Consider the following 15,043-nt stretch of genomic DNA (forward strand, 5'->3'; position numbering starts at 1 on the left):
CTTCCTTTCGTTATAGCTTAGAGCCGCATGATTCGCGGATAATTAATTCTGGATTATGGTTAATAATCATTGGTTCTACTTGGCCATTAATTGCGCTAATTAGTTGTAAAATGGCCATTTTGCCAAGGTATTCATTGTGTTGGTCCATCGAAGTTAGGCGAGGAGTTTGGTAATCTCCATTCATAAATTGGTCGCAGCTGACAATAGCAATGTCTTCCGGGCAGGACAAATTGGCATCATTAATCGCCCGAATCGCCCCGATAGCAACATTATCATTGATTGCAACGAGTGCTGTCGGCAAAGTAGCGTTATTTTCTAAAAGTTGAGTCATAGCTGCATAACCATCTGCCGTATAGTAGTCAGAAAGTACAACCCAGTCCTCATTTAGCGGATGTTGATAGCTAGCCATCGCTTCTTTAAAAGATTCTAGTCGATAACTGGTAATTTTTACGCCAGCTTCCCCACCGATAAAACCGATATTGTTATGACCGAGTGCTGTCAGATGGCTGACTAAAGTTGTAACACCTTTTTTCAAATTACGTTCAATAAATAAACAGTTGAGCTCGGGGATTTTTGACCCGATAACAACTACTGGAATAGCTTTATTTAACTGATTCAAAGCAGAAATATAATCTGCCGGGACGATTTCTTTGTCAATTTCGCCACCTAAAATAAGAAGCCCGTCAACTTGCTTTTCCAAGATGATTTTCAAGTAATCTTCTTCAGTTAGCGAATGTTTATTGTTCTTATTATTTGGTTCGGCAAGCATAGTATTGAACAAAATCGTTGAAAACATATAATCTAGCGCGAATTTTTGAATTTGCGTTATTAGTGAAATGAAATAGGGATTGGAAATATCTGGTAAAATTACGCCGATATTTTTGGTTTGCTTATTAACCATTCCACGAGCAAATACGCTAGGTGTGTAGTTATGTTCGTCGATGACAGCTTGGATTTTTTGGCGTTTTGCAGCTGAAACGGAGGGGCTGTTATTGATAACCCGTGAAACAGTGGAAACAGAAACACCGCTAAGTTTAGCTATTTCTTGTATAGTTATTTTTTTCATTAGGAATGTTCACCTCATAAGCATTTTTAACTATTTCAAGTGTAGCTTATTTACCGGGAAATAACAAGCGTAATTTGGTAACGTTATCAAAAATATGTGAAAAAGGGTTGACATATTAAAAATATCCGGTTATTCTATGTTAGAAAGCGCTATCAACAAATGGTTTAATTTGGTAACGTTACCAAAAATGAGGTGGAATAGTTGAACATACAAGAATCTGTCATCGGCATTGATCTAGGTGGCACTAAAATTTTAATCGGTGAAGTAACGAGAAGCGGGGAGGTGCTAAATTCCAAAAGCTACCCAAGCGACACAGAGAACCAAACTAAAGCAGTAGAAGTTTTGCTGGAAGCGTTAGATGATTATACGCGAACTATCGGTTTCGTAGCCGAAAAACAAATCGGCATTGGCGTTGGTCTAGTCGGACGAGTGGATTATAAGTCAGGCATCTGGCTAGAAATCGAACCAGGAAAAACAAACCCAACCCCACTTGCGGAAATTTTAGAAGCAAAAACGGGTTTACCTGTCAGCCTTGGCAATGATGTCGTTTGCGCAACAATGGCTGAAAAACAATTTGGCTGGGGACGAGAAACAAACGATTTTATTTATTTAAATGTTGGTACTGGTCTTGCTGCTGGATTTGTAGTAGATGGACGCATTACACAAGGCGGGCATTTTAACGCTGGTGAAATTGGCCACGCGGTGATTGATATTCATAGCAATGTGGTTTGTGGCTGTGGTAGACGTGGATGCGTGGAGCGACTTGCTTCTGGCCTTGGGATAAAAGAAGAAGCACTTAGACATATCAATGATTACCCAACATCCGTACTTGCCGAAAACCCTGCCGAACTAACTGGGAAAATGGTTCTTCATGCAGCGGAACAAAAAGATGAACTTGCGGAGAAAATTGTTGATAATGCGACGCTTCAATTAGCCAATTTGATTATGAATCTGGTTCGTACAACGGATCCAGAATGCGTCATTCTTGGTGGCGGCGTGACGAGAAATGAGCGTTTTTTCCAAAAGATAATGGATAATCTTCAAAGTAATACAATTCGTTTCGTTACAAAAGGCGTTGTTCGCTCTAAGCTCGAGAAAGATAAAGTTGGCTTAATTGGCGCGGCGGTTGTTGGGATGAAACTAGGAGATGAAGGAGGAAAAGAATGAAGCCAAGTATGAAACGACAAATTGCGCAAACTGGTATTATTCATCGGCCACTCCCTATTGAAACAGAACATGCGCTAGAAACATTGGCGAAAAGGAAACAAGTCTTATCAAGTAGAACACTATTTAGCGTGGAACAACAAGTTTCCTTGGATTTTACACATCAAGGTGCAGGAGATTTTACTATTTCAGAACAAGGTGAGATTAAGCTTACTTCACCAGTTGTTATGCCACATTGGCCTGCTGGAGCGCCGGATGACGGTGACTACACCAATTTTGGTAACGTTACCATATATGCGCCGCTCAAAAATGAGGACTGGAGCGGCTTTAACCGCGTGCGAATTCAAGTTTTACCTGATTTTCCTGGAGTAACGAATCCGTATTTAATGATCAGTTTTAAAAATGATGGAACCGTGAAAGTGCCTGATATATATGGTCGTGAAGGCGTTCATGGCGTGAATTTGATTAACCATGAATGGAATGATGTCATTTTTGAAATTGAAGGTTTGCCGCGCGATAGCATGACGGAAATTAGTTTTATCTATTATTTGAATGGCCCAGAGCGGCTAACGGCTGGAACGATGGAATTGTTTATTAATGAAATTAAATTAGAGCAAATCAGCGAGCCGGAAATCTCGAAAGGCTGGGTGCCGCAAGATAACACGCTAATTTATTCCCACAATGGTTATTCCAAAGATATGCCAAAAGTGGCGTTTTGCGCGAATAAGCTTGCAACGACTTCTTTTACCATTCACGAAAAAGAAACAGACAAAGTTGTCTTCACTGGAAAAAGTTACCAAAATACGACGGAAACTGGCAACTTCATTATTCTTGATTTTTCCGAGTTGCAGACAGTTGGCGAATATTACTTGAAATTTGCTGATATGCAGTCGGAAATTTTCCAAATTGGGACTTCCGAAGTGATTTGGGAATCGTCTATCTGGAAATCACTCAATTTTATTTTCTGCGAACGTTGCGGTTGTCCGATTTTTGGGAAACATACGACTTGTCATGCGGATATTATTGCTGAACATGATGGGAAACAGCTGTCATTTAATGGTGGTTGGCATGACGCGGGAGATGTTTCGCAGCAGCTCATTCAAACAGCGGAAGTAACGATGGCTTTATACGAAATGGCAGCAAGTTTATCTGAAAAAGATGAAACGTTACGGATGCGCCTTTTAGAAGAAGGCGAATGGGGACTGGATTTCATTTTGAAAACGCGCTTTGGGGATGGATTTAGGGCGACTAGTGCTGGTATGACGAGATGGACGGATGGTCTTGTTGGTGGCATGGATGACGCCGTCGCGCGAGTTCATAATCAAGCGTACGAGAATTTTTATTGCGCGGGGATTGAAGCATATATTGGTAGCCAAATCACTGATAACTCAACTATGCAGAATCATTTACTAAGAATTGCAGAAGAGGATTTACTTTTTGCAATAGCGGAACTGGAAAAACACGGAACGAGTCAAAAACCAATTTTCTGGGAGCATACGTATCAAACCTCAGAAAGTTTATATTATGCAACAGCTTCTTGGGCGGCTTCGATGGTTTATCAACTGACAAATAAACAAATTTATGCTGAAAAAGCGCTCGAGTGGTTAGATTTGATGCTAGAAGCTCAGGAAAAAGCAGGAATTAAAGACAGCGAAACTAGCGAGCTTTATAAAGGATTTTTCTATCGCGATAAAACGCACAGTGTTATTCAGCATTTTAATCATCAAGCGCGCGAACATCTTTATTTAATGGCACTTGAGGCGGCTCTTGAAACGCAACCAAATCATGCTGAAAAACAAGCTTGGCTGCAAGCGGTCGAAATGTACGGAGATTATTTGAAAAAAGTAACACGATTTACTAAACCGTATCCGCTCATTCCAGCAGGACTTTACAAAAAAGACGAGTATTTAGACGAAGCGAGTTTCAACTTACAACATCTACTCATTGATGAACGAGCAATAGAAGAATACCAACTGCAATTCGAGCAAGGTATCAAAATAAACGACAAGGTAGCATTGCGGAAATTCCCAATTTGGTTCTCGTTTAGAGGAAATAATGCCATTTTACTTTCAGCTGGAAAAGCGGCATCGATTGCTGGGGAAATTTTGCAAGATAAGGCGCTTTTGGATATTGCGGAAGGTCAATTGCAGTGGGTAATTGGAATGAACCCGTTTGGTCAATCAATGATGCACGGCGAAGGTTACCGTTACGCACAGCAATACAGTGTGCTGAACGGCGAAATTACAGGGGAAATCCCAGTCGGAATGGAAACGTTTAGAAATGAAGATGAACCATACTGGCCGGAGTTTAATAATGCAACATATAAGGAAGTTTGGGTCGGGAATGCCGGCAAATGGATGTCAATTGTAGCAGATTTAAACAAAATAACAGGAAAGTCATAGGAGGACAAAAAAATGAATTCAGAGAGAACTTTATCTAGCCGATTTATTGAAGGATTATCAATTTTTGCCCAAAAAATTTCATCGCAAAAGCATATCATGGCAATTCGTGATGGCTTTGCAGCAATGATTCCGATTACAATCATTGCAGCATTTTTCTTACTTGTAAATAATGTTTTGCTTCAACCACAAAACGGTCTGCTTAAATTCATTCCAAATGTGGAAAATTATTTAGGTGTTGGTGTGCAAGTTTACAACGCGACACTAGGTATTATGGCGATTTTAGCGGCATTCCTAATCGGGAACTTTTTAGCTAAATCATACGGAATGGAAGGTCGTACGGAAGGGATAGTTGCAGTTGCAGCTTATGTCGTTTTAATCCCAGCATCTTCTCATTTAATGTCGGTTGACGGCAAGGCTTTTGAGGCTGGCGGCGTTTTAACTCAAGAAATGACAAGCTCGACAGGAATGTTCCTTGCGATTATTGCTTCTTTAGTCAGTATCACTATGCTTGCGAAATTCTCAAGAAGTAAAAAATTAAAGATTTCCATGCCTGAAAGTGTACCACCAGCAATTGCGAAATCATTTAACATTTTAATTCCATCTTTCTTAGTTTTAAGTATTTTAGCCATTATTGAAGTACTTGTAGTTAGTTTTGTATCAATGAGTATTCCAGAAATTATCGTAAAAGTATTGCAAATTCCTTTAGTTGGTGGATTCCAAACGCTACCAGGGATTCTACTTTATGTGTTCTTAGCGGGATTCTTATGGGTATTTGGTATTCACGGCGCGTTCGTACTAGGCGCAATTTCCGGACCAGTACTTTTAACTTCCTTGCAACAAAATATTGATGCAGTAAATGCAGGAACAGCTTTACCAAACATTGTTACACAACCATTTTTAGATGCTTTCGTATACATGGGCGGCGGCGGAACAATTATCTGTTTAGTTATCGCGATTTTCATAGCTTCGAAACGACCAGATCACCGCATGGTCACAAAATTCGGCTTAATCCCTAGTATTTTCAACGTCAGTGAGCCACTTATGTTTGGTTTGCCAGTTGTATTCAACCCGATTTACGGTATTCCATTAGTTATTGCTCCACTTGCTTCAACTGCAATGGCATACTTCGCAACATCATGGGGCTGGATTAGCCAAACATACATCTTGATTCCTTGGGTAACACCACCAGTGCTTTCAGGTTATCTTGCAACGGGCGGAGACATTCGCGCTTCCATCTTGCAAATCGCTATTATTGTCGTTGGAACGCTGATTTACCTTCCATTTGTACTCGTAGCTAACCGCGCATATGTTTTAGAACAAAAAGCTGCTGGAGAAGTTGAAGCAGAAGCAGTAACGAATGGAGAAGTTTAAAATGAAACCAACAATGATGACTTATATCAATGAAGAAGAGGAAATGTGTCGCTCAATTTTAGCTGATTTCCAAACAAATGCAGAAAAACTAGAATCACTTGTAAAAAATGGCGCAAAAGAATGGTTGATTTTAGCAACCGGATCGAGCTTAAATGCAGCCCTAAGTGCCAAATATTACATTGAAAATATCGCGGATGTCCGAATTACCGTTGAAGAACCTTTCAATCATTTATACTATGAAAAATTATCAAGTCATCTTGATCTAGTTATCGGAATCTCACAAAGTGGTCAAAGTACCTCAACCATTTCTGCGCTAGAACGAGTGAAAAAAGAAGCTTCCGTATCAGTGGTTGCGCTAACGAGCGATGTAACCAGTGAAATTGCCGATTTTGCGGATATTACACTGGATATCGGCTGCGGGAAAGAACGCGTTGGCTACGTAACAAAAGGCTTCACGGCAACAGTTTTAACATTAATGCTGACAGGACTTCATTTTGCATTCAAAACAGGGCAAATTGAGGAAACACGGTTCAATAACGAAATCAGCGCATTCAGCCGGGCAACCGATGCAATTCCAGCAACAATCGCCCAAACCGAAGCATTTTATGAAAAATGGCAGGATGAATTCGCTACGGCACCGAAATTTACCGCGATTGGTTATGGTCCGACAGTTGGAACATGCAAAGAATTTGAAACGAAATTCTCAGAAACGGTCCGCGTACCATCGCAAGGCCTTGATTTAGAGGCGTTTATGCACGGTCCTTATTTAGAAGTGAACCCACAGCATAGAATTTTCTTCTTGGAGACAGAAAGCGCTGTTACAGAGCGTTTAGTACTGTTGCGCAATTATGAATCTAAGTACACACCATTTACGTATACGGTTAAATTTGGTACAGCAGAGAACGACCGCACATTAGCAATTTCAGCGGATCTCGACGAATACCAAGCGCCATTCCTAATGATTCTTCCTTTCCAAATCTTAGCGCATCATATTGCGGAGTTGAAAGGAAATAAATTAACAGAACGCATCTACACAGACTTTGGTGTAGCAATGAAAAGTAAAACAAAACCTGGTGACTACGCTTAAAAGTTACTAAAAGGCTGGGAAATCCCAAATAAGTGGGGTTTTCCCAGCCTTTTTTTGCTTAAACTTTCAATATGTACCAATTAATGGTTAAATGTTGATAAATAAGTCACAAGTCTGATACAAGGAAAGTTAATTTGTGGTAAAATGAACTTTGACTTTTAAAAAAAGAAGAGGAAGTGAGTGCCTGGTGGATTTTATTACCTACATCATTGATTTTATTTTACACATTGACCAACATTTAGTGGAGATTATAAATAATTTTGGGATTTGGACTTACATCATTTTGTTCTTGATTGTTTTTATAGAAACTGGATTGGTAGTATTTCCGTTTTTACCAGGAGATTCATTACTTTTTGCGGCCGGAGCGTTATCTGTATTAGATGGTTCAATTTTACATATTGTTCCGCTAATCATCACTTTGTGGCTAGCTGCGGTTTTAGGCGACACCGTCAACTACCATATCGGTAAAAAAATCGGCACATCGATACCGGAAGATAGCTGGTTTGGAAAACTAATAAACAAAGAAAAGATGGAAAAAGCAGAAGCATTCTTTAATAAACATGGCGGAAAAACCATTTTTATTGCTAGATTTATGCCATTCATTCGTACGTTTGCCCCGTTTGTAGCTGGAGCAAGCCGCATGAACTATCGCTATTTCTTAAATTACAATATTTTAGGAGCAACTGTCTGGGTATTACTTTGTACGCTTGCAGGTTACTTCTTCGGGAATTTCCCAATCGTAAAAGACAACTTCTCATTAGTAGTTATCGGAATTATCGTAGTTTCCGTTATCCCAATGGTAGTTTCGTTCATTAAAAGTAAAATGGACAAAAAAAGCGCAGAATAATTTCTGTGCTTTTTTTATTTCCCGGGAAATTATGACAAGTTGCTGTTGGTTAAGTTAAGCTAAGTTTAGTAAAATATATAATATTAGGTGTAAGGAGAGGTAGCGATGGAAATGTATTACAAGCGATTGATAGAAGGGACAGCGATTCCTGCTATTATTCATAATATGGAGTATTATTATATATCTATGCCAGTTTTTGAAGATGGATCAATGGATTGCTGGGAACGAATCAATTTAAAAGAGTTACAAAATAAATTAGCAATAAATAAACTAGTAACCGCTATTCCTGATGGCAAAAACATTAACATTCATGGCTTGGGAACGTATGTTATTCACAGTGCAAAATGGCAACATACACCAAAAACTTACTATGAATATGTATACAAAAATGTGCAAAATATGAACCATGAAATGATTAATTTGTTTAATGAAACGAAAGAACAACAACGAAAATGGGAATCACATAATGTTGCGTGGTCAACTGGTGCTACTCCGTATAAAGTGGAGGGTGAGTTTGGCTACGATTTGATAGATGGAGCTTCCACCAGTGTGTTTTACCATTCAGAAGGCAAAATGATTCTGACGTCAATGGTTATTTATGAAGATGGGACGTTCTTTTTAGAAGAAACAAAAACCACGCATTCTTTAGAAGAAATCGAAAAAATGCTTTCATCTGGTGTGTTAGTTAGTAAAGTTTCTGGAGAATTTACAATGGTAATTCCCAATTTTGCAACATTGACAGTTTCTGGAGATTACCAAACATCATCCTACAGTAAGTTCAAAGAAATAAAAGACTTAGCCGCAAAAGTAACTAAATCTAAAACATCCTTAGAAATCTGCCGAGAATCCTATTACCACTATTTGGTACATCCTTCTGAGATAACGCGTGAAAGCTTGCGGAAAGCATATGAAGCCGTTCCAGAACATCAACGAATATACCTTGGGGACATGGATGCAAGAGATACAGATTATCGTCGAATTATATATAACCCAAATGAGAAAAGAGAAATATAGATGTTTTTAGTAATAACATAAAATAATAAGTTTCATAAAGGGGAAATAATAAATGGAAAATATGTATACAGGATACTATATTTTTTTCCGCTGATAATAAAACAAATTTTGGTGGTGTGGCAGCAAATATTACCAATGAACAAACAATGGTGAAGTTAACCTTAAAAGATAAAGAAAAGTTTTTTCATGAATCGGTCGAATAATTAACAACCATTTAGGGTAACTAGTTATCAAGAGGTGATGAAATGGAAAAAACATTGAACATTACATCCGAAATTGGCAAACTCCAAACAGTACTTGTAAAAAGGCCGGGTTCTGAACTCGAAAATATCACACCAGAGTATCTAGAATCTTTATTATTCGACGATATCCCTTACTTAAAAATGATGCAAAAAGAACATGACTTTTTTGTCAAAACAATGCAAGACGCAAACATTGAGGTACTTTACTTAGAAAAATTAGCAGCAGAGGCATTGCGAACCGCTAATAATAAAGAAGCCTTTTTAACAAAAATGATTAAAGAATCCAATCAAATGGACGAAAGCGCGCTATATGTGCGAGATTATTTGATGTCCTTTGATGAGGAAGAAATGATTCGAAAACTGATGTCGGGGTTAAAAAAATCAGAAATTCCAGAGCGGAAAAAGAAACATTTAAATGAAATGATGGATGAACAATATCCATTTTTCTTAGACCCGTTACCTAATTTGTATTTCACCCGAGATCCGGCAGCAGTTATTGGGAATGGCGTGACGATTAATAAAATGTTCCAGCCGGCTAGAAGGCGAGAATCCATTTTTATTGAGCTGATTTTGAAACAGCATCCTCGTTTTAGTGAGCAAGCGGTCCCGGTATGGTCAGGTCGCGAAGAACCGTTTTCTTTAGAGGGTGGAGACGAATTAGTTTTAAATGAAGAAACTGTTCTTGTTGGCGTATCTGAGCGGACGGATGCACGAGCGGTCGAGCGTCTTGCGGAAAGTTTATTTAGTCGTGCTCCAAAAATTAAACGAGTTTTAGCAGTTGAAATTCCGGAAACTAGGTCATTTATGCATTTGGACACTGTTTTCACCATGGTTAATTTTGCGCAGTTCACCATTCACCCAGCTATTCAAAATCAACAAGGTGAGCTTAATGTTTATATTTTAGAAAAAAGTGAGAATGGACTGGAAATTACGCCGCGCAGAGACTTTCAGCGAGTGATTGCGGAAGTTTTAGGCGAGCCGGAAGTTGATTTTATTCCTTGTGGTGGGGAAGATGTGATTGTTTCAGCACGAGAACAGTGGAATGACGGGGCAAATACACTTGCGATTGCGCCGGGGGAAGTAATTACATATGATCGAAATCATGTCTCTAATAACCTTTTAAGAAGTGCTGGTATTAAGGTTCATGAAGTGATTAGTTCGGAGCTTTCTAGGGGGCGTGGTGGGCCTAGATGTATGACGATGCCGCTTGTTAGAGAAAATTTATAATAAGCCTTGAAAAACTGGGATTTTCCTGCAAAATACAACTTTCACAAAAAGTATTGTCGGCGATTTTGAGATGTGCTATAGTGTTTTCAAACCAGAAACTTTCGAGAAATATCTTGCTGGTTAGTTTGCGCTATGATATAATATTTTATTGTGAGTAATTATAAATTATTCCTTGCTCGCTCTTGATTTTAAGGCTTGCTAAAGGCAGTCTGAATTTCAGGGATATGGTGTGGTTTCATGCTATATCAGAGCCGCTTAAGACCACAAGGAGGTGTAGAGTAGATGGCTAGAAAGTACGAAATTATGTACATCATTCGCCCAAACATTGAAGAAGATGAGAAAAAAGCTGTTGTAGAACGCTTTGACGGAATCTTAACTGAAAATGGTGCGGAGATCATCGAATCAAAAGAATGGGGTAAACGTCGCTTAGCATACGAAATCAATGACTATCGTGATGGTTTTTACCACATCGTGAAATTAAACGCTGATAAAGCAGATTCTATCAACGAATTTGACCGTTTAGCTAAAATTTCTGATGATATCATTCGTCATATGGTAATTAAAGAAGAAGCATAAGAATTTATTCAAGGCTAGGACCTTGATTTACTAAACGAGAGGAGGTTGGTTTTGCATGATGAATCGTGTAGTACTTGTAGGACGCTTAACAAAAGATCCTGAATTACGTTACACTCCAGCTGGTGTGGCTGTTGCGACTTTTACATTAGCTGTAAATCGTACGTTCACTAACCAACAAGGAGAACGAGAAGCTGACTTTATTAATTGTGTTGTTTGGCGTAAACCGGCAGAAAACGTTGCTAATTTCCTGAAGAAGGGAAGCATGGCAGGCGTTGATGGCCGTGTTCAAACTCGTAATTACGAGGGGAACGACGGTAAACGTGTTTATGTGACAGAAATTGTAGCGGAGAGCGTTCAATTCCTTGAACCGCGTAATTCTAATGGCGGTGGCGGAAATAACTATCAAAGTGGCAATAACAACAATAATTATAATAGCGGTGGTAATAACTTCGGACAAGCGCCTACAAATAACGGTGGATTCGGACAGGACCAGCAACAATCTCAAAATCAAAATTATCAATCCACTAACAATGATCCTTTTGCAAGTGATGGTAAGCCAATCGACATTTCTGATGACGATTTGCCATTCTAATTTCATTTTAGCGGTTTGAACTTTAAGATAGGAGGAACTTTCAATGGCTGGAGGACGCAGAGGCGGACGCCGTCGGAAAAAAGTATGTTACTTTACTTCCAATGGTATTACGCATATCGACTATAAAGATGTAGAACTTCTTAAAAAATTCGTTTCCGAACGTGGTAAAATTTTACCTCGTCGTGTAACTGGAACAAGCGCTAAATATCAACGTAAACTTACTGTTGCTATCAAACGCTCTCGCCAAATGGCATTACTACCATTTGTTGCTGAAGAAAAATAAAAATAATTTTAACAGTCTAGAATTTATTTCTAGGCTGTTTTTTTATTGGAAACAAATCTAAATACTCAAAAACCAAGACTTAAGAAGGAAGCCTGTGTTAAACATTCGTGTTATTCTTGGAAAGAAGTAAAAAAATACACAGGGGGAAACAAACATGTATAAAAAATTGGCAACAGTAGGAGTAGCGGTATTATTAGTGGGTGCGCTATCGGCATGCGGCTCGAATGATGACAAGGATACATCATCAAACAGCAGCAGCCAAGAAACTACTACTAGCAAGAGCGACAATAACGAAAGCCTACAAAATAAAAGCTTCGATATGAGCTACGAAGACGCGATAAATGCATTCAAAGAGAAACATGGGGATGCAGAAATATCTAGTGTGGAATTAGAGAAAAACTTGGGAAAATACGTGTACAAAGTTGATGGGATTTCAAATGACAATGAGTACGAAATGAAATTCAATGCCGAAACAAAAGAACAGTTAAGCGACGAAACAGACAAACTTGACCGAGAAGATGCTGGCGGAGTAGAAAAAGAAAACGAAAAAATCAGCTTAGATGGCATTAAAACACCAAAAGAAGCGATGGATAAGGCTGTAACTGAACAAGCTGGAGACGTAACGAGTTGGAAAATAGAAAGAGAATTAGATACAACTTATTATGAAGTGACCGTAAAACAAGATAATAAAAAATACGAAATTAAGCTAAATGCAAAAACTTTAGACGTACTTCAAACAGAACAAGATGATTAATAAAATATGAAAAGCAAGCTGTGAATATTCTTTCATAGCTTGCTTTTTTTATGAATAAAAATACTGAAATATAATATTAATATAGGCTCTTAGTCCTATGAGGCAGATCTTTGTACACGTTTGAAAATTCTGAACTGTATCCAAAAAATCGCCAATTTTCCCCTTTTTGAGTCGTTCATGACAAGAATCGGACATTTCATTACATTTTTGGTTATTACAGGTAAATTCGTTGTAAAATATTAGTGGAGGTGAATTAGTTGAGTAATTTTACCGCAAAAGTCCCTTTGTCAGAAAGAATGGCGGATGTTTTGATTTCGAAAGACCGCTGGAAGGATGATGAAGAAGGTTATTTAAAAGTAAAATATGGACTGGAAATAATTTTAATTAATGCTATGAAGTTTGCTCTCGTATACGGTATTGCCTTAGTAACAGGGCTTTTGCTGCAAACGGTGACAGTGCATCTGTCGTATTTATGGCTTAGACGGTATTCTTTTGGATTACACGCAACCAAAACATTAAATTGTACGTTGATTAGCTTGATGATGTTTGTGTTCGCGCCATTCGTTTTTCAAAATATCCCCTCTAATAATTGGATTGTTTTAGGTGCATTTGGTTTCATACTACTCAACATGTTTTTATTCGCTCCGGCAGATACAGAGAATTTGCCTTTAATCGGTGCAGAACACCGAAAAACACTAAAAAGAAAAGCGATGATAGGAACGCTAATTTTAACGGGAATTGCGTTACTAATACCATTCGCTGAGATGAAAACATTAATCATGTTAGGTTCTTTGTTTCAGGTGATAAGCATAAATCCACTTACTTACAAACTATTAAGAAGGAGGTATCGGAACTATGAGAAATATGAATAGATCGGTTGGTAATTTCCTCTCTAGAAAGCTAGAAGAAAAATCCATGAAAGTTGCGGATTCTTCTATGAGTAAGGCTTGCTTCATGTTTGTATACGAACCAAAAAGTCCATTCGTAAAAATGCAAGAAAAAAACGAAAATAAATAAATTAAAAACTGTATAACGTCAAAATTCATGCTAAAATAAAAAGAAGGCAAACTTACATATTTAAACATAGATATTTTAGACAGTGGAGGACTAATATGTTTAGTATTTTGATGGCATTTATACAGATAACGGGTATTTTTATAGCAATCCAGATTTTAACAAACAAAGTTTTTTCAATTAAAGAGGGAGTGGTCACTGTAGCAATTGCTATGGTAGCCTTCCCTTTATTTACATTAGTTCAGTACTGGTCGATGATTTTAGTGTTACTGGTTTTTGTAAGTGCCTTATATTGGAAGAATAAAAATGTAATCGTTTCAGGCTCGATTACACTTGTAGTTATTATTTTGCTTACTATTAGTGATTCTATAGTAGGTTTTATTTTAGTACCGGGGTTACATTTTGAATACGATGAAATATTTAATGAATTATTACCAACATTAATTTATTGCGTAGGGATGCTGACGAACTTGTTGGTGCTTTCTTTTCTTCTTAGAAAGCTCATTGAAAAAGTTGATTTATCTAGATTTGTTGAACATAGAAAGTATGCGTATATTATTTTCTCTATCGTTGCACTTACGGTTTTAGCGTTTTATATGAATATTTACGCGGGCTCGATTGCAGGTTTCGATGGTTCAGTTTTGAAAATTAATACGCTTATTTTTACGGGTTATACCATTTTGTTAATAGTTATAGTGACGGTTGTTATTAATACAGCGACTAACGAACTTAAAGTACAGAATCAGAAGGAACAGCTAGAACAGTTACAGGATTATGTTACTACATTAGAGTCCCTGCATAGAGAAATGCGCGTTTTTCGTCATGATTATGTGAATATCTTGTCTACACTTGTGGGATATATTGATAATAATGATATGCCGGGTTTGAAATATTACTTTGAAAATAATATTGTACCTATAAATAAAACAATTGAATCGAACAACTATAAGATTTCATTGCTGCAAAATATTCACGTGATTGAACTAAAAGGTTTACTGGCAGTTAAGTTAATACGAGCTCAAGAACTGAAAATTGATGCGATTTTGGAAGTAGTTGAACCGATTGATAAGATTTCGATGGATAGTATAGATTTATGTAAAGTTGTTGGAATCTTGCTGGATAATGCGGTTGAAGCGGCGCTAACTTGTGAAAATCCAGTTATTCGGATTGCGTTTGTGAAAAAAGGCGATAGCATCATCATTGTGTTTGCAAATAGCTTACCGGTGAATATGCCGCCTGTATATAAAATATTTGAAGAAGGTTTCTCGACAAAAGGGGAAGGTCGCGGTTTAGGTCTTGCTAGTTTGCGGGAGATTATGAAGAAATATTCGCACGTTGCCTTAGATACGAAAGTGACCAATAGAGAAGTTATTCAAGAACTAGAAATTATGTAGAAGAATGGGG

At 37.9% G+C, this 15,043-nt stretch carries 15 protein-coding genes; 14 read left to right on the forward strand and 1 reads right to left on the reverse strand.

Annotation, left to right across the window (positions count from 1 at the left end; translation table 11 throughout):
- Positions 1–10 precede the first annotated feature (10 nt).
- Complete coding sequence (locus HCB49_RS11265) at positions 11–1,066, reverse strand: LacI family DNA-binding transcriptional regulator (protein ID WP_185480534.1); 1,056 nt, start codon at positions 1,064–1,066, stop codon at positions 11–13.
- Between the two features lie 201 nt (positions 1,067–1,267).
- On the opposite strand from HCB49_RS11265, the gene HCB49_RS11270 reads away from it, so the two are divergent.
- The 14 genes from HCB49_RS11270 (at position 1,268) to HCB49_RS11335 (ending at position 15,033) form a co-directional block, all read left to right on the forward strand.
- Positions 1,268–2,233 carry an ROK family protein gene (locus tag HCB49_RS11270; protein WP_185604989.1) on the forward strand — a complete coding sequence of 322 codons (966 nt, stop codon included), beginning with the start codon at positions 1,268–1,270 and terminating at the stop codon, positions 2,231–2,233.
- Positions 2,230–4,632, forward strand: a complete 2,403-nt coding sequence (locus HCB49_RS11275) for a glycoside hydrolase family 9 protein (RefSeq protein ID WP_185604990.1) — start codon at positions 2,230–2,232, stop codon at positions 4,630–4,632. The genes HCB49_RS11270 and HCB49_RS11275 overlap by 4 nt, the downstream gene beginning before the upstream one ends.
- 12 nt (positions 4,633–4,644) lie before the next feature.
- The gene (locus HCB49_RS11280; RefSeq protein WP_185604991.1) at positions 4,645–6,003 is read left to right on the forward strand and encodes a PTS sugar transporter subunit IIC; all 1,359 of its coding nucleotides are present in this window, start codon (positions 4,645–4,647) and stop codon (positions 6,001–6,003) included.
- Position 6,004: 1 nt separating this feature from the next.
- On the forward strand, positions 6,005–7,090 hold the full coding sequence (locus tag HCB49_RS11285; protein ID WP_185604992.1) for a glutamine--fructose-6-phosphate aminotransferase: 1,086 nt from the start codon (positions 6,005–6,007) through the stop codon (positions 7,088–7,090).
- 187 nt (positions 7,091–7,277) lie between these two features.
- Positions 7,278–7,937, forward strand: coding sequence for a DedA family protein (locus HCB49_RS11290; RefSeq protein ID WP_003721665.1), 660 nt, complete (start codon positions 7,278–7,280; stop codon positions 7,935–7,937).
- A gap of 105 nt (positions 7,938–8,042) precedes the next feature.
- A complete protein-coding gene (locus HCB49_RS11295) occupies positions 8,043–8,951 on the forward strand; it encodes a DUF7638 domain-containing protein (protein WP_185604993.1) in 909 nt (302 codons plus the stop codon).
- A gap of 245 nt (positions 8,952–9,196) precedes the next feature.
- Positions 9,197–10,420 (forward strand): arginine deiminase, encoded by a 1,224-nt coding sequence (arcA, locus tag HCB49_RS11300; RefSeq protein WP_185604994.1) that lies wholly within the window; start codon positions 9,197–9,199, stop codon positions 10,418–10,420.
- A 282-nt stretch (positions 10,421–10,702) separates the two neighbouring features.
- Entirely contained in the window at positions 10,703–10,996 is a 294-nt protein-coding gene (gene rpsF / locus HCB49_RS11305) for a 30S ribosomal protein S6 (RefSeq protein WP_003721667.1), read from the forward strand.
- 55 nt (positions 10,997–11,051) lie between these two features.
- Positions 11,052–11,588: a single-stranded DNA-binding protein gene (gene ssb / locus HCB49_RS11310; RefSeq protein ID WP_003721668.1), complete on the forward strand. Its 537-nt coding sequence runs from the start codon at positions 11,052–11,054 to the stop codon at positions 11,586–11,588.
- 43 nt (positions 11,589–11,631) lie between these two features.
- The gene (gene rpsR / locus HCB49_RS11315) at positions 11,632–11,871 is read left to right on the forward strand and encodes a 30S ribosomal protein S18 (protein WP_003721669.1); all 240 of its coding nucleotides are present in this window, start codon (positions 11,632–11,634) and stop codon (positions 11,869–11,871) included.
- Positions 11,872–12,025: 154 nt separating this feature from the next.
- Positions 12,026–12,625 carry a PepSY domain-containing protein gene (locus tag HCB49_RS11320; protein ID WP_185604995.1) on the forward strand — a complete coding sequence of 200 codons (600 nt, stop codon included), beginning with the start codon at positions 12,026–12,028 and terminating at the stop codon, positions 12,623–12,625.
- Between the two features lie 257 nt (positions 12,626–12,882).
- Positions 12,883–13,497, forward strand: a complete 615-nt coding sequence (locus HCB49_RS11325; protein WP_185480544.1) for an accessory gene regulator ArgB-like protein — start codon at positions 12,883–12,885, stop codon at positions 13,495–13,497.
- On the forward strand, positions 13,481–13,642 hold the full coding sequence (locus tag HCB49_RS11330; RefSeq protein WP_008946442.1) for a cyclic lactone autoinducer peptide: 162 nt from the start codon (positions 13,481–13,483) through the stop codon (positions 13,640–13,642). Before HCB49_RS11325 ends, HCB49_RS11330 begins: the two co-directional genes overlap by 17 nt.
- Positions 13,643–13,737: 95 nt before the next feature.
- Entirely contained in the window at positions 13,738–15,033 is a 1,296-nt protein-coding gene (locus HCB49_RS11335; RefSeq protein WP_185480545.1) for a sensor histidine kinase, read from the forward strand.
- Positions 15,034–15,043: the final 10 nt, after the last annotated feature.

Source organism: Listeria cossartiae subsp. cayugensis (genome assembly GCF_014229095.1).
GTDB lineage: Bacteria > Bacillota > Bacilli > Lactobacillales > Listeriaceae > Listeria > Listeria cayugensis.

What these genes read in the sequence shown, in the direction of transcription:
- HCB49_RS11320 (WP_185604995.1), top strand. Translation starts at nt 12,026, where the DNA reads ATGTATAAAAAATTGGCAACAGTAGGAGTAGCGGTATTATTAGTGGGT.
- HCB49_RS11280 (WP_185604991.1), top strand. Translation starts at nt 4,645, where the DNA reads ATGAATTCAGAGAGAACTTTATCTAGCCGATTTATTGAAGGATTATCA.
- HCB49_RS11335 (WP_185480545.1), top strand. Translation starts at nt 13,738, where the DNA reads ATGTTTAGTATTTTGATGGCATTTATACAGATAACGGGTATTTTTATA.
- HCB49_RS11285 (WP_185604992.1), top strand. Translation starts at nt 6,005, where the DNA reads ATGAAACCAACAATGATGACTTATATCAATGAAGAAGAGGAAATGTGT.
- HCB49_RS11275 (WP_185604990.1), top strand. Translation starts at nt 2,230, where the DNA reads ATGAAGCCAAGTATGAAACGACAAATTGCGCAAACTGGTATTATTCAT.
- HCB49_RS11265 (WP_185480534.1), bottom strand. Translation starts at nt 1,066, where the DNA reads ATGAAAAAAATAACTATACAAGAAATAGCTAAACTTAGCGGTGTTTCT.
- rpsF (WP_003721667.1), top strand. Translation starts at nt 10,703, where the DNA reads ATGGCTAGAAAGTACGAAATTATGTACATCATTCGCCCAAACATTGAA.
- HCB49_RS11330 (WP_008946442.1), top strand. Translation starts at nt 13,481, where the DNA reads ATGAGAAATATGAATAGATCGGTTGGTAATTTCCTCTCTAGAAAGCTA.
- rpsR (WP_003721669.1), top strand. Translation starts at nt 11,632, where the DNA reads ATGGCTGGAGGACGCAGAGGCGGACGCCGTCGGAAAAAAGTATGTTAC.
- ssb (WP_003721668.1), top strand. Translation starts at nt 11,052, where the DNA reads ATGATGAATCGTGTAGTACTTGTAGGACGCTTAACAAAAGATCCTGAA.
- HCB49_RS11295 (WP_185604993.1), top strand. Translation starts at nt 8,043, where the DNA reads ATGGAAATGTATTACAAGCGATTGATAGAAGGGACAGCGATTCCTGCT.
- arcA (WP_185604994.1), top strand. Translation starts at nt 9,197, where the DNA reads ATGGAAAAAACATTGAACATTACATCCGAAATTGGCAAACTCCAAACA.